17 protein-coding genes and 1 rRNA gene are annotated in these 19,052 nt (G+C 42.1%); 13 read left to right on the top strand and 5 right to left on the bottom strand.

Annotation, left to right across the window (positions count from 1 at the left end; translation table 11 throughout):
• Positions 1-213, top strand: a 213-nt coding sequence (locus BMY80_RS12270; RefSeq protein WP_177178564.1) for a hypothetical protein, incomplete at its 5' end; no start/stop codon positions are given.
• Between the two features lie 124 nt (positions 214-337).
• Here BMY80_RS12270 and BMY80_RS09815 read toward each other — a convergent pair.
• The gene (locus tag BMY80_RS09815) at positions 338-766 is read right to left on the bottom strand and encodes a hypothetical protein (protein ID WP_093143250.1); all 429 of its coding nucleotides are present in this window, start codon (positions 764-766) and stop codon (positions 338-340) included.
• Between the two features lie 278 nt (positions 767-1,044).
• Positions 1,045-1,887 (bottom strand): carboxylating nicotinate-nucleotide diphosphorylase, encoded by an 843-nt coding sequence (gene nadC, locus BMY80_RS09810; protein ID WP_093143248.1) that lies wholly within the window; start codon positions 1,885-1,887, stop codon positions 1,045-1,047.
• Positions 1,888-2,226: 339 nt separating this feature from the next.
• Here nadC and prfB point away from each other — a divergent pair.
• The 7 genes from prfB to BMY80_RS09775 all read left to right on the top strand — a co-directional run bounded on the left by prfB (position 2,227) and on the right by BMY80_RS09775 (position 9,605).
• A protein-coding gene (prfB, locus tag BMY80_RS09805; protein ID WP_143066508.1) for a peptide chain release factor 2 occupies positions 2,227-3,325 on the top strand; the annotation gives its coding sequence in 2 pieces (ribosomal slippage) (positions 2,227-2,301 and positions 2,303-3,325; 1,098 coding nt in all).
• A gap of 16 nt (positions 3,326-3,341) precedes the next feature.
• Positions 3,342-4,865, top strand: a complete 1,524-nt coding sequence (gene lysS, locus BMY80_RS09800) for a lysine--tRNA ligase (RefSeq protein ID WP_031579972.1) — start codon at positions 3,342-3,344, stop codon at positions 4,863-4,865.
• A 117-nt stretch (positions 4,866-4,982) separates the two neighbouring features.
• Positions 4,983-5,858, top strand: coding sequence for a 4-hydroxy-tetrahydrodipicolinate synthase (dapA, locus tag BMY80_RS09795; protein ID WP_031579971.1), 876 nt, complete (start codon positions 4,983-4,985; stop codon positions 5,856-5,858).
• Between the two features lie 201 nt (positions 5,859-6,059).
• On the top strand, positions 6,060-6,764 hold the full coding sequence (gene trmB, locus BMY80_RS09790) for a tRNA (guanosine(46)-N7)-methyltransferase TrmB (RefSeq protein ID WP_093143243.1): 705 nt from the start codon (positions 6,060-6,062) through the stop codon (positions 6,762-6,764).
• Entirely contained in the window at positions 6,765-7,790 is a 1,026-nt protein-coding gene (locus tag BMY80_RS09785; protein WP_093143240.1) for an aminoglycoside phosphotransferase family protein, read from the top strand.
• A gap of 237 nt (positions 7,791-8,027) precedes the next feature.
• Complete coding sequence (gene murU / locus BMY80_RS09780) at positions 8,028-8,699, top strand: N-acetylmuramate alpha-1-phosphate uridylyltransferase MurU (RefSeq protein ID WP_093143238.1); 672 nt, start codon at positions 8,028-8,030, stop codon at positions 8,697-8,699.
• Between the two features lie 9 nt (positions 8,700-8,708).
• Positions 8,709-9,605, top strand: coding sequence for a DnaJ domain-containing protein (locus BMY80_RS09775; protein WP_031579967.1), 897 nt, complete (start codon positions 8,709-8,711; stop codon positions 9,603-9,605).
• A 105-nt stretch (positions 9,606-9,710) separates the two neighbouring features.
• Here BMY80_RS09775 and BMY80_RS09770 read toward each other — a convergent pair whose 3' ends face one another.
• Together BMY80_RS09770 and BMY80_RS09765 are read right to left on the bottom strand one after the other, a co-directional pair.
• On the bottom strand, positions 9,711-10,580 hold the full coding sequence (locus tag BMY80_RS09770) for an HAD family hydrolase (RefSeq protein WP_031579966.1): 870 nt from the start codon (positions 10,578-10,580) through the stop codon (positions 9,711-9,713).
• A gap of 42 nt (positions 10,581-10,622) precedes the next feature.
• Entirely contained in the window at positions 10,623-11,321 is a 699-nt protein-coding gene (locus BMY80_RS09765; protein ID WP_093143236.1) for an RluA family pseudouridine synthase, read from the bottom strand.
• A gap of 277 nt (positions 11,322-11,598) precedes the next feature.
• Between BMY80_RS09765 and BMY80_RS09760 the strand changes: the two genes are divergently transcribed.
• Positions 11,599-12,573: an NADP-dependent oxidoreductase gene (locus BMY80_RS09760; protein ID WP_093143233.1), complete on the top strand. Its 975-nt coding sequence runs from the start codon at positions 11,599-11,601 to the stop codon at positions 12,571-12,573.
• Positions 12,574-12,687: 114 nt separating this feature from the next.
• Here the strand turns inward: BMY80_RS09760 and BMY80_RS09755 are convergent, their stop codons facing one another.
• Positions 12,688-13,428: an outer membrane protein assembly factor BamD gene (locus tag BMY80_RS09755; RefSeq protein WP_093143231.1), complete on the bottom strand. Its 741-nt coding sequence runs from the start codon at positions 13,426-13,428 to the stop codon at positions 12,688-12,690.
• Between the two features lie 375 nt (positions 13,429-13,803).
• On the opposite strand from BMY80_RS09755, the gene rluD reads away from it, so the two are divergent.
• The 4 genes from rluD to BMY80_RS09735 form a co-directional block, all read left to right on the top strand.
• Positions 13,804-14,796: a 23S rRNA pseudouridine(1911/1915/1917) synthase RluD gene (rluD, locus tag BMY80_RS09750; RefSeq protein WP_031580173.1), complete on the top strand. Its 993-nt coding sequence runs from the start codon at positions 13,804-13,806 to the stop codon at positions 14,794-14,796.
• Positions 14,797-14,826: 30 nt separating this feature from the next.
• Complete coding sequence (pgeF, locus tag BMY80_RS09745) at positions 14,827-15,612, top strand: peptidoglycan editing factor PgeF (protein ID WP_232218319.1); 786 nt, start codon at positions 14,827-14,829, stop codon at positions 15,610-15,612.
• A 305-nt stretch (positions 15,613-15,917) separates the two neighbouring features.
• A complete protein-coding gene (gene clpB / locus BMY80_RS09740; protein ID WP_093143228.1) occupies positions 15,918-18,515 on the top strand; it encodes an ATP-dependent chaperone ClpB in 2,598 nt (865 codons plus the stop codon).
• 434 nt (positions 18,516-18,949) lie between these two features.
• A 16S ribosomal RNA gene (locus tag BMY80_RS09735) occupies positions 18,950-19,052 on the top strand; the annotation flags it as partial.

Raw genomic sequence — 19,052 nt, 5'->3', positions numbered from 1 at the left:
CTAGATTCCATCGAACAGACGGTATTCAGGGAAGGTTGTTATTACACTCCTGTAACCGGTGTTCAAAGAAGGATAATGGAAGCATTGGACATTCCTATGCCTTCTACGGAAATATTTGGAAAACTCTCGAAAGAAGAAGAGGAAACAGACGAAGACGACAACATACAGTCATTGGACGAACTGGATATTATCCTAAGTGAAATCGAGAAATAGAAAGACCGAACCTCACGTTATTTGAAATTCGGTCTTATGTGTCCTAAACATATGAATTACAACAAAGTTTAGGACCTTTACGGCTGCAACTGATTTTTTATTGTACGTTTAAACGAAATCTGAATTAGAAGTTGAATTCTTCCTTTTCATATTTCTTGGACAGTCTGATGTCGTCACCTAGCTGTTCCATCAGTTCCTGAAGCTCAGCTTCAGCCTTATCCAGTTTATCTTCGCAGTTGTCAAGGGCAATAAGTTCTTCTTCACACTCATTGCTCTTTTCCCCTTTCTGCTGGCAAACCAGTTCTGAACGCTTTTTCTGAGCATCGTACTTGTCCTGAGCGAATCTTAATGGCAGATCATGAGGTTTTTTGAAACTGACTCCTTTTGAGTCAATGTTCACATACAACCAAGGGTGACCCCAATCCCATACAGGAAAAATAAATTCAACAGCATTGTTGTCGGCAGTGTAGAGCGAGGTGTTACTGTTGACTTTACCTAACAGTGCAACTAGAACAAGTGCTACAATGCCGTAAAGAAGGACTTTGTAAAACATAAAAAACTCTCTTATGAAAATCTGTGTATGACGTTTAACACCTATATAACATTATACTAAAAAACAATAACTCGCGCACTATTATATATTATTTGATTACATCATTTTCTTTGAATATACTTTTTGTCAAAAAGTATGTGATTATCTTAAAATATGATGCTTCGATTTATATTTACCGCAAGAAAAATGGACTGGCACTAAATTGAAATTCTGAGAAAAAAATGAGAACCGGAGGTTCTCATTTTTTTTGGAAATGTTATTAGTGGATATTCAGTAGTTTACTTCTTGAATCTCATTGACAGATCCATTGCTTTAACGTTCTTTGTTAAAGCTCCCACAGAAATAAAATCAACCCCGATTTTCGCGTATCTTGCAATAGTGGAAAGATTTACATTGCCACTGATTTCAAGCTTTGCCTGATGATTTGTAATCTTTACAGCTTCTTCCATTGCCGGAATGTCAAAGTTGTCAAGCATGATTATATCGCTCTTCGCATCAAGAGCCTGCTGGAGCTCATCAAGATTTTCAACTTCAACTTCAACCATTTTGCCAGGGTTAAGCTTTCTTGCTGTTTCAATAGCCTGTTTTATGCCACCGCATGCCATGATGTGATTTTCCTTAATCAGGTATGCATCGAATAGTCCCATGCGATGGTTATGTCCGCCGCCGGCAACAACCGCGTGCTTCAGAGCGGTACGTAATCCAGGAACAGTCTTTCTTGTATCAAGAAGTGTGCAGTTTGTTCCTTCCATTTCCTTGACATAAGCTGATACTGCGGTAGCAACACCTGATAATGTCTGTACGAAGTTCAGTGCGGTACGTTCAGCTGTGAGCATGATGCGCGCATTGCCGTGAAGACGGAACAGTTCCTGACCGGGAGCAACCTTGTCACCATCCTTTACGAGCCATTCTACGGAAACCTTGTCTCCTAACTGATGAAATATTTCATCAACCCAGGCCTTACCGCAGAATACACCTTCTTCACGAGTGATTACTGTAGCATCACTGATACGGTCAGCCGGAATTAATTGAGCAGTAATGTCAAGAGTAGCATCAAGCTCTCCGCCCAAATCCTCTTTGAGGGCCAGAGCAACTGAATTGGTAATATCATTACTTAACATAATATGAATCCTGTTTTCGTTTAAATTCGGAAAGGTGACAGTTAAAATCACGACCACCTATATTATATACCATGAACTGATGTTTTTTCACTTCATGGTTCCACTTAAATCTTTTTTGCAATAATTAAAGTCCCGAAATACCTATGATGATGTCTGTTAGTCAGGTCTTTACAAGAAAATAATTTAGAGTTGAGTCGGTCATTAAGTAATAAGAATGAGATTTAAGTCGAAAAAATGATAAAAAAAATGTATAATACAGCACCCATTGTGTTTTAGTGATTTTTTTGATTTCAACACATTGAGGATTGTTTTGTTTATTAAAAACTTTAGTGACGTAATATGCTTGAAATAACCTCTCTTGAAAATAGATTAGCTGACTATCAGAATCGTACTGACAGTCTTAGGGGGTATCTTTGACCCTGACAGTAAACAGGAACGACTTGAAGAAGTAGAAGGTTTACTTGCCAATCCGGATGTTTGGGGAGATCAGAGCAAATATCAGGAGCTCAGCAGGGAAAAACAGGAACTTGAATCATGCACAGGAACCTTCAGGACTCTGTCCGGTTATTTTGATGACTGTGAAGTCCTGTTTGAAATGGTTAAGGGTGATCAGGACGAAATGGCTTATCAGGAGCTGGTTTCCGTACTTGATTCAGTTGACAGCCTGTTATCGGAACTTGAGTTTAAGCGCATGTTCAGTGGTGAACACGATCCGTCAAACTGTTATATGGACATTCAGTCCGGTTCAGGTGGAACGGAAGCTCAGGACTGGGCAAGCATGATTATGCGCATGTATCTGAAATTTGCCGATAAGAACGGATTCAAAAGCGAGATTATTGAAATATCTGAAGGTGAAGTTGCAGGGATTAAATCAGCAACCATCAAATTCACCGGACCATATGCATACGGATGGTTCAGAACTGAAACCGGAGTACATCGTCTGGTGCGCAAGTCTCCTTTTGATTCAGGCAATCGTCGTCATACATCATTCTGTTCGGCATTTGTTTATCCAGAGGTGGATGACAGGATTGAGATTGAAATCAATCCGGCAGATCTCCGTGTTGATGTGTACAGAGCTTCCGGTGCAGGTGGCCAGCATATCAATAAAACCGATTCTGCTATAAGAATTACACATATTCCGACGAACACGGTAGTGCAGTGTCAGAATGAACGTTCCCAGCACCAGAACAGAGAACAGGCTATGAAGCAGCTGAAGGCTAAGCTTTATGAACTCGAACTTCGCAAGAAGCAGGAGGAAAAGCAGAACCTTGAAGACTCAAAGTCTGATATAGGCTGGGGCAGTCAGATCAGATCATACGTGCTTGATGATTCACGCGTGAAGGATTTACGTACCGGCTACGAAGACAGAAACACAGTATCTGTACTTGATGGCGGTATAAAGGAATTTATTAGAGAAAGCTTAAAAGCAGGACTTTAATTCAATAGGAAAAAATATGGAAAATCAGCTTGAGACTCAGAATTCTGAGTTAAACAATGAAATGGCACAGCGTCTCGCTAAGTTAGATGAAATCAGAAAAAACGGTATCGCTTTTCCTAACGATTTCCGCAGAGATCATATCTCATCAGATTTACACAGCCTTTATGATGATAAGGATCCGGAAGCTCTTGAAGCTGAAAAACATGTAGTGAAGATTGCCGGTCGTATGCTTACCCGCCGTATTATGGGGAAGGCATCATTTGCAACCCTGCAGGATATGGGTGGCAAGATTCAGATTTACGTAACCCGTGACGATTTACCTGAAAATCAGTACAACGAAGAGTTCAAGAAGTATGACCTCGGTGATATAGTTGGCTGTGAAGGTTTTGTATTCAAGACCAAGACCGGCGAATTGTCAGTTCATGTAACCAATATAAGATTATTAACCAAGGCATTACGTCCTCTTCCTGAAAAGTTCAAGGGACTGGTGGATCAGGAAGCACGCTGTCGTCAGAGATACCTTGACCTTATTTCAAATGAACGTTCAAGAAACACCTTCATTATTCGTTCAAAGGTTATTGCAGGTATCAGAAAGTACATGACCGCTCACGGATTCATGGAAGTTGAAACACCGATGATGCAGACTATTCCAGGCGGTGCATCTGCAAGACCGTTCATTACTCACCACAATGCCCTTGATATGGATATGTACCTTCGTATTGCACCGGAACTCTTCCTTAAGAGACTGGTTGTAGGCGGTTTTGAACGCGTGTTCGAAATCAATCGTAACTTCCGTAACGAAGGTATCGACGTAAGACATAATCCTGAATTCACCATGATGGAATTCTACATGGCTTATGCAGATTATCATGATCTGATTGATTTTACAGAAGATCTGTTCAAGACTCTTGCTCTTGAAGTTCTCGGAACCACCAAGATTCATTATGCAAAAGACGGTGAAGAAGGTCTTGATCTCGATTTCGCACAGCCGTTTGACCGTCTGACAATGAAGGAAGCCATCTTAAAGTATGCAGACTGGATCAAGCCTGAAGATCTTGAAGATTATGATCGTGCTCATGCCATCGCTGAAAAGCTTCATATTGAAATTCTGAGTGCATGGAAGCTGGGTCATCTGATTTCCGCTATCTTCGAAGAAGTAGCTGAACACAATCTGCAGCATCCAACCTTTATTACTGAATATCCGTTCGAAATTTCTCCTCTTGCAAGAAGAAACGATAAGAACCCTGATTTCACAGACCGTTTCGAATTCTTTATTGCAGGTCGTGAACTTGGTAATGCGTTCTCAGAACTTAACGACGCACAGGATCAGGCCGCAAGATTCAGAGCGCAGGTTGAACAGAAGGAAGCCGGTGATGATGAAGCCATGTATTATGATGCAGACTTCATTACAGCTCTGGAACACGGTTTACCTCCAACTGCAGGTGAAGGTATCGGTATTGACCGTCTGGTTATGCTGTTTGCAAACTGCCATACCATCAGAGACGTAATTTTATTCCCAACCCTCAGACCTCAGAAGTAATCCGGTAACAGGTTGAAATAAAAGCCGGCAAGTTGATCATTTTAGGATCGAATATTGTTTCTCTTCGGAGTATAATAAGTCGGCTTGTTGATAATTTTAGCAAAGGAAAGTAAAAGAATGATCCATGGATCAATAGTTGCTCTTATTACTCCGTTTAAAGACGGAAAACTTGATGAAGTTGCTCTCCGCAATATTGTTAAGTGGCACATCGAACAGGGAACAAACGGTATTGTTCCTGTTGGTACTACCGGTGAATGTCCTACCCTTACCCCTGAAGAACACTGCCGTGTTATCGAAATTACGGCTGAAATTGCCAAGGGCAAGATGAGCATTATCGCTGGTGCCGGTTCAAACAATCCTGTTGAAGCAATTGAATACAGCAAGGTTGCAGAAAAGGCCGGAGCCGATGCTACTCTACATGTAGCAGGTTATTATAACCGTCCTAACCAGGATGGCCTGTACGCACATTTCAAAAAGCTTCATGATGAAACCAATATTCCTATTGTTCTGTACAACATTCCTGGCAGAGCTGTGGTTAATATTCTTCCTGAAACCGTTGCAAAGCTTGCTGAGCTTCCACGAGTAATCGGTATCAAAGATGCTACCGGTGATCTGGCAAGACCATGGGTTGAAAGACAGCTTATCAAGAGAAAGGATTTCGTATGGCTTTCCGGAGAAGATGCTACAGCCGTAAGTTACAACGTGGCTGGCGGTACCGGTGTAATTTCCGTAACTGCAAACGTTGCTCCAAAGCTTGTTGCTGAAGTTCAGGCTCTTACCCTTGCCGGCAAGTATCTTGAAGCCCGTGAAAAACAGGACAGCCTGATGCGTATGCACAAGCTGATGTTCAAGGAACCAAGTCCGGCCGGTGCTAAGTACGCATGCTCACTGCTTGGCTTATGTACTGAAGAATGCCGTCTGCCGGTAATGCCTCTCTCAGCTCAGACCAAGGCTGAAATCAAGAGTGCAATGCAGGATCTCGGTTTGATTTAATCAAGTTCCTGAGTGCAAAATGATAAGTCAGAAGCCGTAAACGCATGTTTACGGCTTCTGTGTTTCCACACTGATAAAGTATAACCGGTTCAGGTTTTAAGTGGACTAGTTATGAACATCAGTTATAATATTCACGTTTCAAGCCCTAGATATTCACAAACCTAGGATTTAACCGATTTACTAACAGGCAGAATATAATTTATGGAAAGTGTAATTGAAGAAGAAGTTCCTCATCTGAGAAGAATTAAGAGCTACGTATTAAGAGAAGGTCGTCTGACTACCGGGCAGGAAAGAGCTCTCAGGGAATTGTGGCCTGAATGGGGGATTGAGTATACTGACTCACTGCTTGATCTGGATAAGGTATTCGGACGCAGTAATGCTCCTCTCACCGTGGAAATCGGCTTCGGTATGGGTAAATCTCTGGTTGAAATGGCTTCTAAGGCTCCAGAACGCAATTTTATCGGTATTGAGGTTCATACTCCCGGTATAGGGGCCTGTCTGGCTGATATCAGGGATCATAATATATCAAATCTCAGAGTTGTTCATCATGATGCCGTTGAGGTATTTAACAGTATGATTCCTGATGATTCTGTTGATACTCTGCAGCTTTATTTCCCTGATCCGTGGCATAAAGCACGCCATCATAAGAGAAGAATTGTAAAACCGGAATTTCTGGATATGATCATGCCTAAGCTCAGACAGGGCGGTGTGATTCATATGGCCACCGATTGGGAAAATTATGCTGAACAGATGCTGGAGGTTTTAAGTGCAGACTCCCGTATTGAAAATCTGTCAGCAGATAATACATACGTGCCGAGACCGGATTTCCGTCCGCTTACCAAATTTGAATTAAGAGGTCAGCGTCTGGGGCATGGTGTTTGGGATTTAATGTTCAGGAAAAAATAAATGTCTAACGAAAGACTTGAAGCTCTGACTTTGTGGTACAGAGGGCTGTCTGAAAAGCATGTATCCACTCCAGTAATGATCAGTGGAGATGCGTCATTCAGAAAGTTTTACCGTGTTGATGAAGGAATTCTGATGGATGCTCCTCCGGCAACAGAGAAGAATCATGAATTTGTAGATTTAAGCGGTATGTATCTTTCGAACGGTATTCGTGTGCCAAAGGTGATTGCCGTAGATTATGAACAGGGGTTCATTCTTGTTGATGATCTCGGTGATGAAACCATGTCAAAAAGAATGAGTTCTGCAGATGGTACAGCTCTATGTCTTGATGCTGTATCTCTTCTTGGCAGACTTACTGCGGCTGATGCGGGGGATCTTCCTCCGTTTGACAGGGAGTTCATGCTGAGGGAAATAACCATTGGCACGGAATGGTATTTTCAGAAAGCTTTGGGTGTGACATTTTCAAAAAGGGATCAGAAAACGCTGGAAAGTGCTTCAAGAATAATGATTGCAAACAATCTGAAGCAACCGCAGGTTTTCATGCATCGCGATTTTCACTGTCGTAACATAATGATTACCGGAGATGAATTTGCCCTGGTTGATTTTCAGGACAGTGTTCACGGGCCTCTGTGCTACGATTTTGCCTCAATGGTTTTTGACTGTTACCGCGATTTTTCCGAAAAGGAAAGAAATTCCCTGACAAAGGCATTTCTCAATGAAGTCAAAAAGCGAAAGGTTGTTTCTGAAAACGTTGATTTTGTGCAGTTCAGAAAGATGGTTTATCTGACGGCCATCCAGAGACTTTACAAGTGTGTGGGGATATTCAGCAGACTCTATCTTCGTGATGGTAAGAAAGGATACCTGCAGTATATTCCACGAGTTATCTACAACATTAAGATGATCTGCAGTATGTATCCGTCTTTATCGGGGCTTAGCGATCTTTTTACAAAATATGAAAGGCATAATGTCGATTTTGCATCTATGGTGGACGAGTGCAGTACTTTTAACCCTGCAAATTTAAAGAGGTGACATTAAGCCTCAGCAACTGATTTGAACATAAAACCGGCTTTCTGAGTTTATTATCTGCGGAAAGCCGGTTTTGTAGTTTAAATGTGGACGTGTACACACTATAATCAGACGCGCCTATTTATATTGTAGGTTTATTCTTTTTTTCGGATTAAAATGCAATAATAGATCGTAAACCCGTATGCAGTCTGTAGTTTTGACTGTGATTATCAATAATTTCCGTAGACAAGGATTGTTATTATGAAGGCTATGATTCTGGCCGCCGGCAGAGGCGAAAGAATGAGACCTCTGACCGATACCACACCAAAACCTTTACTGAAAGTAAATGATAAGTCTTTAATTGAATACCATATTGAAAAACTGAAGAATGTCGGTATTAAGGATTTGGTCATCAATCATGCATGGCTGGGTGACGTTATTGAAAAATCCCTTGGAAACGGCAGCAGATACGGTGTCAGGATAAGTTACTCCCCCGAGCAGCAGGGCGGACTTGAGACTGCCGGTGGAATCAGACATGCTCTTCATCTTTTGGGCAATGAACCGTTTATCGTTGTTAACGGTGATGTTTACAGTGAATTTGATTATGCAGAACTGGTTAATCTCGAGCTTGGGGATGCCTTAGGGTGTCTTTATCTTACTGACAATCCTGATTTTCATCCGCAGGGAGATTTCTGTATCAGAGACGGGTATCTGGATCTTACTCCTGAATTGACATTCAGCGGTATATCCGTATATCGTCCGGAAGCATTTAAGGACATTCCGGATGAAAGAGCCAAGCTTAAGCCGTATTTTGAAAAATGGAGCGCAGACAGAAAGCTGCTGGCCCGTTATCTGAATGCGTACTGGTGTGATGTAGGAACTCCTGAAAGATTAAATAATCTGGACTTAAGACTGAGACATCAGGAAAAATAGGAGCTGGATATGAGTGACGTTGTTATGCAAGTGGCAAAGAGAGCCTATACCCTGATATTTGTTATCATTACCGCCTTTATCAGCTGTTACTTTATGATTGATACTCCCATGCCGGCCATCATTCTTGTTGGTGTCGCCTGGATACTGGGGGCAACGCTTGATAAAAAATATAATCCTGCAAACAAAAGACCAGAATATACGGAAGAACAGAAAAGGGTATTCAACGCCTCCAAATTTATTCTTGCAGGGTATATTTCTCACAACTCAAGAGCCAAGCCTAACCAGCTGGAAAAAATTCTGAAAACACTGGATGATCTGGCAGACAGTGAGGAAGATAAGGCTTTTTTTGAGGAACAGTTTAACATTGGCCGAACAGTAGGCTTTGATCCTACGGATACCTGTGTGAAACTTCGTGCAGCCATCAATGATGATGAGGTATATCGTCATCGCCTTCTTGAATTTCTGGTTTATGTTGTTTTTATTGACGGTGTGATGACCATTGAAGAGAAAAACCGGCTGAGCAGAGTAGCTGAAAGAATGGCTATTCCTCTGTTCAAGCTTGAAAAATACATAAGGCAGAATAAAGCTATCAGTGAATTTGAAAATTTTATATCCACACTCGGTACAAGACAGAAGTATGCGGAAGCTCAGATTACCACCAGCAGTTACAACAGAGGGTATGTTCCACATGATGAAATTTCAAATTCTCTTGAAGTATTCGGTTTAACCAAGAAAGCCAGTATCAATGATGTGCGGTCAGCCTATCTTAAAATGATGAAAAAATATCATCCTGATCGTCTGGCTTCAAGAGGTTTGAGTCCGGATATGATTAAGCTTTATTCCGAAAAAACAAAGGTTATTCAGAAGGCTTATGAGATTCTGAAGAAGTACTATGAATCACGTTGATTTCTAGATTTTTTTCATATAAATAACCCGTTCTGCTGAACGGGTTATTTATTCATGTTGGCGTGTTAAACGGATTTTCAGTGAGATATGGTAACCCGTATCGCACTATTCGGTGGCAATACCGAATTCTTTTCTGGTTTTCTGGATAAGATCCAGAATTTCGGCTTCTGATACTGCTTTTTTCAGTATCGCCTTTACCGCGTTTTCAATAGGTGAATTTTCAGAGTAGTCGGTTTTGAATATAAGTGATGCACGTTTGCCGGACGCACATATATCCTTGACATTGTTTTTGCCGTTAGGATTATTGTCATCATAGACAGCTATTGAGTGCCCCCCAAGATTATTCATTACTCTGAAGCATGGAATGTCAGTGGAACCGTCACCGATAAACAGCATTCTGTTGAATGGAATGTTTCTCTGTTCATCAGGAATGTATCTGTTCACGGTTGCATTTTCGCTTTCATCGAACGCCCCTTTGTTTATTCTGAACAAATACTGGGTTTTGGTTGTGTAGTTTACCGCCTGTGCCGGCCAGCAGGCCACGCCGTTGGCATCGTACATGAAACTGGAGGCAAATACTTTTTTAAATTTACCATTGATGGGACTGCCTTCAATTATCTCCTTCAATCCGGAAGATATAATGTAGTGTTCGACATTGACACCGATACTTTTTCCGAACTCGTTGATACGATCGAACCATGTGTCTACTCCGGGGAAAAGAGTTATTTTTTTCCCGTTGTTGACAAAGTCCTCTCTTCTGATGGGAATATCTGCAGCGGTAGCCTTTTTGATCATCAGGTACATATAAGACAGAATATGGTCTGCATTATGTTTAATACCGATTTCGGCTGCTTCCTTCCAGAAGTCACCAGCTGTAACCCCGAGTTTAGGAATAAAATCATATTCCTGCATATTGTGGTTACTGAGGGTGCCGTCAAAATCGTATGCAATTGCAAAGGTAATTTCTTTATCCATGCAGTATTCCCTCCAAAATATTACTGAAACAGCAGCAGGAGTCTAAAACAGCTCAACATCTTCCGGAATTCTGAAAGGCGGCAGGTGCTTAAACTCCATCAGCTCATTTGTAACCGGATGATAAAATGACAGATATCCCGCATGCAGCTGCAGATGAGGTACGATATCCCTTAATTCAGGAGGAGCGTATAAATGATCCCCGAGTATAGGATGTCCAAGAACCATCATGTGAACTCTCAGCTGATGGGATCTGCCAGTTATCGGCTGAAGCTTCACCAGAGTCCTGTCATTTTCTCTTTTCAGACATTTGAAATTTGTAATAGCCTCACGTCCGTTGACGTAATCAACTCTCTGGAGCGGCCTGTTCAACCAGTCCACGCACAGGGGCTTGTTGACAACCCCATGATCCTGTTCAACAATCCCTCCGACCCATGCAAAGTAAATCTTGTGGGTTTTTCGTTCCTGAAACTGTTTGCCGAGTCGTCCGGTAGCCATTTTGTTTTTTGCAACAACCAGTATGCCCGAAGTACTCATATCCAGTCTGTGTACTGCGGCGGCTTCAGGGTTATCCCTTCTGACACGACTTAAAATGCTGTCATTGTGTTCGGCAGCTTTGCCGGGAACGCTCAAAAGTCCGCTTGGTTTGTTTACCACTATAATGTCAGTGTCTTCATAGAGAACTTCGAGAAACGGATCCATCGGAGGGTTGTATACAAAAGTGTCTGATGTCTGATTACTCATATAATTAGTATATTCTGTTTGATTAAATAACGATGCGGAATTGGATGCTTTTTTGATGAAACTCTTGATATTTTACCTAACTGATTTTAGTTTTGTTAATTTTTTTGATTGTGCCGGATAAAGATAATTAAACCGGTATAATTATTTTTATGGATATAAACATTTACATGTATTGTGTTGTAGGTCATTTATATTATTTAATTCTGATGTTTATTACATTCAAAATAATGTAGAATGTGCACATTCTACATTTGTGACAAGAAAAATAGGATGTTTTATGTCAGCATTAGAGCTTTGCGCTTATGGCGGAGTAGAAAATCTGGTATTTAATGACAGTACGGAAGTTACATCCCCGAAAAAAGATGAAGTACAGGTAAAGATTCTGGCGGCCGGGGTTAATGTCATCGATACCAAAATTCGTCTTGGAACCAGTTTCGCTGCCAAGACCCGCGGAGAAAGATTCCCGTGGGTGATAGGCTTTGATATGAGTGGTGAGGTTGTCAAGGTTCCAAAGGACTGTGAAGATTTTCAGAAAGGTGACAAAGTTTGCGGTCTGGTCGGATTTCCCCTGAATGGCGGGGCTTACAGTTCTCTGAATAATTTTCAGGCAAGTGAACTTATTAAAATTCCTGAAGGCTGCGGAATAAAGGTTGCCGGAGCGTTGCCTCTTGCAGGTCTGACTGCGTATCAGGCTCTGTTTGACATAGGACATCTTCAGCCTGAGCAGACCGTTATTATTTCAGCGGCCGCAGGCGGAGTAGGACATCTTGCCGTTCAGCTTGCAAAGAATGCCGGCGCCAGGGTTTTGGGAATATGTTCCAAGGAAAATCATCAGTTTGTTAAGGATTTGGGTGCAGACGGAGTAGCCGAGTACGATCATGAGGAATGTCTGAAGTGGCAGAGTGAGGCGGATCTCTTTATAGATCTTGTGGGAGGACAGAGCGCCATCAACAACCTTTCTCTTCTGAAACTCAATGCTACCATGGTTTCAGTTCCAACCGTTACTTATCAGGCTGTAAGACTGGCGGCTACCGATATGTCGATAAATGTTGCAGGTATGGTTGTTAAGCAGAATAAGGCTCAGTTAAAGAAGATGCTTGATATGATTGCTGACGGAGATCTTAAAGTACATATTTCTGAAAGCTTCTTCCTGAAAGACGGAGCAAAGGCGCATGCGGTAATAGGCGGCGGTCATACAATAGGAAAGCTGATTCTGTTACCTAACGGAATCGTGCGCGAGGTGAAAGTCTAGATTCGGTGCGCCAAGAAAAGATTGCAATAGAAAACGGTAACCGTACAGCTGACGGTTACCGTTTTTAATTTTCTATGACAGAGAAGTTTGTGCAGCCGATGCTAAACTTTTATATCAGTTTGCAAAGTTCAGGTCATACATCCTTTGAGTGTGTGCGGCGGCTTCCGTAAGGTTGAGATGCTGATAACTCTTGATCAGATACTGCATCGCATCTTTTGTTTCGTCAGTTCCCTGGTAGGTAAGAATCAGTTTCTGACAGTGTCTGGCTGAGGATATATATGCCTGTTTTTTATAATAGTATTTGGCAATGGCCAGTTCATGCTTTGCAAGAACACTCCTGATGTATACCATTCTTGCATAGGCATCAGCGGCATAAAGGCTGTTAGGGTACGATGTATAGAGGCGACTGAAGTCTTTAAAGGCTGCTTCAAAGAAAGATACATCACGATTGGAATTGTCAACGCGAATCAGATCAAGCAATCTGTCAGTTGCTTTCTGCTGGTTGGTCAGACCTCTCATATACAGTACATAGTCAATATGTTCGTCTGAAGGGTTCAGGCGGATAAATTTATCAATTTCCGCAATAGCCAGTTCATTTTCCCTGTCTTTATAGTAGGTGTAGATTAGGTTAAGCTGAACCTGATGCGCATACGGACCGAAAGGATATCTGTTGTCAATGGCTTCAAGGTTAAGTCTGGCTGTATTGTAGTTTTCATTGGCCATGGCCTTGTATGCATCTATATACAATTCATAGGGCTGTTTGTCCGGAACAATATCCCTGTTTTTTGAAGAACAGCCGGTCATCATAATAATGCCTAAAAAAGTAATTACCAGTTTGCTTGCAGTGCTCAGCATTTCAATATCCACTATCTGAATTTTGGAAATTCAAAAAAAATCAGTTATAAATTAACAATTGTTGCTGCCTTTCGGGAGAAAAACCACGTTACTCGGCAATCTGTCCGCCGGTACGGTCTGCATGTTACATGCGGCGGAACAAAACAACACAGTGAATATAATACACAAAAACAATTCAATATTCATGCAATAGTTAATTTTATGATGAGAATATGGATATTTAAAAGAGAAGCATGTTAAAACATCAGATGTTCAGCAAGTGGCAGCTGTGTTTGTGATAATGATTACGGACTTCCTTTAGCTGTCGGTAATCAAAAAGGAATGTATAAAGAGTCGGCATATGCTAGAATGCACTAAAATTTGAGGTTTTTATACATGAGTCAGACTATAGAATTAACTTCCGTTATTCCAGAAGATATGCATGGCATGCGACTGGATCAGGCATTAAGTGAACTTTTTTCAGATTATTCACGTAACAGACTTAAGGGGTGGATCCTTGAAGGACTGGTGACCGTGAACGGCAATGTGGCTTCTGTTCCGCGCGAAAAGGTGAATGCAAATGACAGCATCGTTATCAATGCGACCATTGATAGCGAAGATCATTTTATTCCGGAGGAAATACCTCTGAATATTGTTTATGAAGATGATGATCTTCTGGTTATAAACAAACCTGCAGGCCTGTCAGTTCATCCGGGAGCCGGACGCAGAACCGGAACCCTGCTTAACGGTCTGCTTTACAGATATCCTGAAAGCATCAATCTTCCACGAGCCGGTATTGTTCACAGACTTGATATGGATACATCTGGACTCATGGTTATAGCCAAGACAATCAGAGCGGTACATAAGCTGGTTAAGGCTATTTCACGTCATGATGTTGTTCGTGAGTACGAAGCGGTTGTAATCGGACACATGACTGCAGGCGGTGAAGTGGATGAACCAATCGGAAGACATCAGACAAACAGAATTATGATGTCTGTTGTTCCGGAAGGGTATGGAAAGGAAGCCGTAACTCATTATCGTGTTATGGAAAAATTTCGTGCGCATTCAAGACTTCGTCTGAGACTGGAAACAGGAAGAACTCATCAGATTCGTGTGCACATGTCATATATCAAGCATCCTCTCGTCGGCGATCCTTTATATGGCGGAAAGAGAGCCAGATTTATCCCTAATGCATCAGCTGAGTTTACCCGTTACGTGAATACTTTCCCTCGTCAGGCTCTGCATGCAATCAAGCTTGAATTCAAACATCCGTTTACCGGAGAGGAGCTTTCATTTGAGGCTCCGGTACCTGATGATATGATTGAACTGGTGGAAGTTCTTCGTGAGGATACAAAAGAACATCCTGATGATATTGTCTGGGGATTTTAGGTGGACGTCAGATCATAGACTGAGGATTAAATGAACTGTAACAGAGGTGACTTATCGAATAAATGCGACGGGGTGAGGATTGTATCCGAATCCTCAGTCATTCCCGGATCCGTGGGGATGGCTTTTACCACAAGAAAAGGCGGGAAAAGTCAGAAGCCCTTTGACGGTTTTAATCTCGGTCTTCACGTGGGGGATAATCCTGTCTGTGTAAACGATAATCGGGAACTTCTTGGGGATGCTCTTCCTGGGGTTAATCAGATTATCTGGCTTAATCAGATTCATTCATGCAATGTCGTAAAGGTTGATGATTCCTTTAGTGGTGTTCCCGATGCCGACGCATCGGTAACCAGAAAAAAGGGGATTGCGCTGGCCATAATGACTGCAGACTGTCTGCCTGTACTGCTGGCTGCTGATGACGGATCCGTGGTTGGAGCGGCTCACTGCGGCTGGAGAGGACTTGCCGGAGGGGTTCTGAAAAATTCAGTTGAGAGTATGGACATATCTCCAGACAGAATATCCGCATGGCTCGGCCCCTGTATAGGCCCTTCGGCTTTTGAGGTCGGAGAGATTGTGAGAGAGTCTTTTTTCAGACTGAATCCTCAGAGTGAAAGGTGTTTTAAGGTTCAGCCTCCGAAAAACGGAGAAAACAAATATCTCGCTGATCTTCCCGCTCTTGCCGAAATGGAATTGAAACGCCTTGGAGTAACAAAAGTAATATCATCAGGATTGTGTACCTACAGCGACGGCGAACGCTTTTTCAGTTATCGAAGGGAGCAAATTACAGGCAGAATGGCGAGTCTTGTCTGGATTAGGTAACACAGGTTCTGCAGATGTGCGAAAATCCATGTTTTATCCGGTTTCGTACGTCTGTGTTCTGGGAATACATTTCGGTACAGACATCAGTTTCTTATATGCTGCATATGCTGTTTAATCGTTGTTCGGCAAGTTGGTTCTTTTATTTCCTAGGATTTCTTTCAGATTGAATAATTTGAAAGAATTGTCATAACAAAACATAAAAAATTCATCAAAAAAACAATCATATTTTTACTTTTGTCCTTGAATATTTTTTAAAAGATCCCATGTCATAAGTGTGAGATTTGAAAAAACAGAGGTGACAGAGTATGAGATTAGAATCATTGACTACACAGCTGCAGGAGGCTCTACAGGATGCTAATTCTCTTGTAGTTGTCAACGAGCAGCAGCTAATAGAACCTGCACACATTGTTGAAGCATTAATAAGCATGCAGGGAAGTTCAATTCCGGCAATCCTGACATTGTGCGGAGCAGATGCAAATGCGGTAAAAATTCTTCTTGATGAAGAGATAAAGAAGTTTCCTGTTGTCAAGGGTGCAGGTGCGGACATTCAGATGTCTCCGGCTACGGGCAGAGTATTCAATCAGAGTGAAAGACTTGCCAAAGAGTATCAGGATAAATTCATTTCATCAGAACTCTTTGTAAAAGCTGCATTCACTGAAGATTCTCTGGTAAGGAATGTATTCACGAAATGCGGTATTAACAAAGGTAAACTTGACGAAGCCATTAACAAGGTTCGTGGCGGTGAGAAGGTAAATGATGCGGAAGTTGAATCAAACCGCCGTGCACTTGAAAGATATACCATAGATCTGACTGCCAGAGCTGAAAGAGGCAAACTGGATCCTGTAATCGGCCGTGATGAGGAAATCAGAAGAGCCATTCAGGTACTGCAGCGCAGAACAAAAAACAATCCTGTGCTTATCGGTGAACCTGGTGTAGGTAAAACCGCAATTGTTGAAGGCCTTGCCCAGCGTATTGTCAAGGGGGAGGTCCCTGAGGGACTGAAGAATAAGAGACTTCTTTCTCTTGATATGGGGGCTCTGATTGCAGGTGCAAAATACAGAGGTGAATTTGAAGAAAGATTAAAGGCGGTGCTGAACGCACTGGCAAAGGAAGAAGGCAGGGTAATTCTCTTTATCGATGAAATTCATACCATGGTTGGCGCAGGCGGCGCTGATGGTGCAATGGATGCGGGAAACATGTTAAAGCCTGCTCTTGCCCGCGGGGATCTGCACTGTATGGGCGCAACCACTCTGGATGAATACCGCAAGTTCATTGAGAAGGATGCTGCTCTGGAAAGAAGATTCCAGAAGGTATTTGTAGGTGAACCGTCAGTAGAGGATACCATTGCAATTCTGAGAGGCCTGCAGGAACGTTACGAACTGCATCACCATGTTGAAATTACGGATCCGGCCATCATTGCTGCGGTGACACTGTCCAACAGATACATTACTGACAGACAGCTTCCGGATAAGGCTATTGACCTGATTGATGAAGCAGCTGCAAGTATCAGAATACAGATCGATTCAAAGCCTGAGCCGCTGGATCGTCTTGAACGTAAACTGATACAGCTGAAGATGGAACGTCAGGCTGTGGCCAAGGATTCCGATGAGGCAAGTAAAAAACGTCTTGAAATTCTTACTGAAGAAATTGAAAGCAAGGAACGTGAGTACAGTGAACTTGAAGATATCTGGAAGGCGGAGAAGTCCTGCATGCAGGGAGTTCAGCAGATCAAGGAAGAACTTGAGAAAGCTAAGTTTGACTGTGAAATCGCTCAGAGAAAGGGAGAGTTTGAAAGAGCCGGTGAACTTCGTTACAGTGTAATTCCTTCATTGGAAAAGCAGATTGAAAACGTAAGCAGACTTCAGCAGGATGCAAAGAACAACAAGGATACCCCGAAATTACTCCGTAACAAGGTAACGGAAAATGAAATTGCAGAGGTTGTATCCAGAGCGACCGGCATTCCTGTTGCAAAAATGATGGCCGGTGAAAAGGAAAAACTTCTGAATATGGAAAACAGTCTTCACGACAAGGTAATTGGACAGAATGAAGCTGTTGATGCCATCGCGAATGCCATCAGAAGAAGCAGAGCCGGTTTGTCTGATCCTAACAGACCTATAGGTTCATTCCTGTTTATGGGACCTACCGGTGTGGGTAAAACAGAACTGTGCAAAGCGCTGGCCGAGTTTATGTTTGATACGAAGGATGCGATGGTCCGCATAGATATGAGTGAGTTTATGGAGAAATACTCCGTAAGCCGTCTTGTAGGTGCACCTCCGGGATATGTCGGCTACGATGAAGGCGGATATCTGACCGAAGCCGTAAGAAGACGCCCATACAGTGTTATTCTGCTTGATGAGGTGGAAAAGGCTCATCCTGACGTATTCAACATTCTGCTTCAGGTTCTTGACGATGGCAGACTTACCGACGGACAGGGAAGAACAGTAGACTTCAAGAATACAGTGATTATCATGACCTCGAATATCGGTTCTGAGATTATTCAGGAGGAAACCGGTCATAAGAGTTATGATGAAATAAAGAGTGATCTGTTCCAGGTACTTCGCGGACACTTCAAGCCTGAATTCCTGAATCGTATTGACGAAACTGTGGTATTCCATCCTCTGGATGAAGAATGCATCAGAAAGATTGCAGGTATTCACCTGAGAAGTCTGAGCAGTCGTCTGAGCGAGTCAGGTTATCATGTTGAATTTGCTGATAGTCTGCTTGCCCGTGTTGCTCATATAGGTTTTGATCCTGTTTTCGGCGCAAGACCGTTGAGAAGAGCTATCCAGGATGTTGTGGAAAATCAGCTTGCTCAGCTGGTGCTTAAAGGGGAATTAATGCCTGACAGTACCTACACGGTTGATTTAACTGATGAGGACAAACTGGTTGTTCACAGAAAGTAGACTGTAAAACAGTTTTCTGAAGAACAATAGGTTGAGTGCAAGTATAAAAGGGGGCATTAGACATAATGTCCCTTTTTTACTGAATGGTGTAAATTTAAATTCTTCGTCATTATGTAAATAAAAGTGGGGGAAAATTAAACGATGTGGATAAAATTTGTGTGTTTTGGGTAAAATTTATTCAAAAGATAAGTTTTTTGCGAAAAAGATCAAAAAAACAGTTGACGAAAAAAATAAAAAACCTAAAATACACATCGTTCGCTGAGCACAGCGAAAAACAAAAAGTTCTTTAAAAACGAATCTAGACAATCTGTGTGGGCACTCGCTGAATTCATGAGCTGAAATAAAAAATGGTTCTTGAAGAAGCTGAGTGTCAAATCTAAGAGCAATTAGAAAGACAGTCATTCAAAGAGAGCCGAAAAAACTTCAACTAATTTAAAGTGAAGAGTTTGATCATGGCTCAGATTGAACGCTGGCGGCAGGCTTAATACATGCAAGTCGAACGGTAACAGCAGGAAGCTTGCTTCCTGGCTGACGAGT

The organism is Ruminobacter amylophilus (assembly GCF_900115655.1).
Classification (GTDB): domain Bacteria; phylum Pseudomonadota; class Gammaproteobacteria; order Enterobacterales; family Succinivibrionaceae; genus Ruminobacter; species Ruminobacter amylophilus.
The sequence above is the reverse complement of the archived record's forward strand: the minus strand, read 5'-3'. Positions and strand labels throughout refer to the sequence as shown.

Excerpts from the sequence above, each read along its gene's own strand:
- BMY80_RS09815 (WP_093143250.1), bottom strand. The coding sequence starts at position 766 with ATGTTTTACAAAGTCCTTCTTTACGGCATTGTAGCACTTGTTCTAGTT.
- nadC (WP_093143248.1), bottom strand. The coding sequence starts at position 1,887 with ATGTTAAGTAATGATATTACCAATTCAGTTGCTCTGGCCCTCAAAGAG.
- lysS (WP_031579972.1), top strand. The coding sequence starts at position 3,342 with ATGGAAAATCAGCTTGAGACTCAGAATTCTGAGTTAAACAATGAAATG.
- dapA (WP_031579971.1), top strand. The coding sequence starts at position 4,983 with ATGATCCATGGATCAATAGTTGCTCTTATTACTCCGTTTAAAGACGGA.
- trmB (WP_093143243.1), top strand. The coding sequence starts at position 6,060 with ATGGAAAGTGTAATTGAAGAAGAAGTTCCTCATCTGAGAAGAATTAAG.
- BMY80_RS09785 (WP_093143240.1), top strand. The coding sequence starts at position 6,765 with ATGTCTAACGAAAGACTTGAAGCTCTGACTTTGTGGTACAGAGGGCTG.
- murU (WP_093143238.1), top strand. The coding sequence starts at position 8,028 with ATGAAGGCTATGATTCTGGCCGCCGGCAGAGGCGAAAGAATGAGACCT.
- BMY80_RS09775 (WP_031579967.1), top strand. The coding sequence starts at position 8,709 with ATGAGTGACGTTGTTATGCAAGTGGCAAAGAGAGCCTATACCCTGATA.
- BMY80_RS09770 (WP_031579966.1), bottom strand. The coding sequence starts at position 10,580 with ATGGATAAAGAAATTACCTTTGCAATTGCATACGATTTTGACGGCACC.
- BMY80_RS09765 (WP_093143236.1), bottom strand. The coding sequence starts at position 11,321 with ATGAGTAATCAGACATCAGACACTTTTGTATACAACCCTCCGATGGAT.
- BMY80_RS09760 (WP_093143233.1), top strand. The coding sequence starts at position 11,599 with ATGTCAGCATTAGAGCTTTGCGCTTATGGCGGAGTAGAAAATCTGGTA.
- BMY80_RS09755 (WP_093143231.1), bottom strand. The coding sequence starts at position 13,428 with ATGCTGAGCACTGCAAGCAAACTGGTAATTACTTTTTTAGGCATTATT.
- rluD (WP_031580173.1), top strand. The coding sequence starts at position 13,804 with ATGAGTCAGACTATAGAATTAACTTCCGTTATTCCAGAAGATATGCAT.
- pgeF (WP_232218319.1), top strand. The coding sequence starts at position 14,827 with ATGAACTGTAACAGAGGTGACTTATCGAATAAATGCGACGGGGTGAGG.
- clpB (WP_093143228.1), top strand. The coding sequence starts at position 15,918 with ATGAGATTAGAATCATTGACTACACAGCTGCAGGAGGCTCTACAGGAT.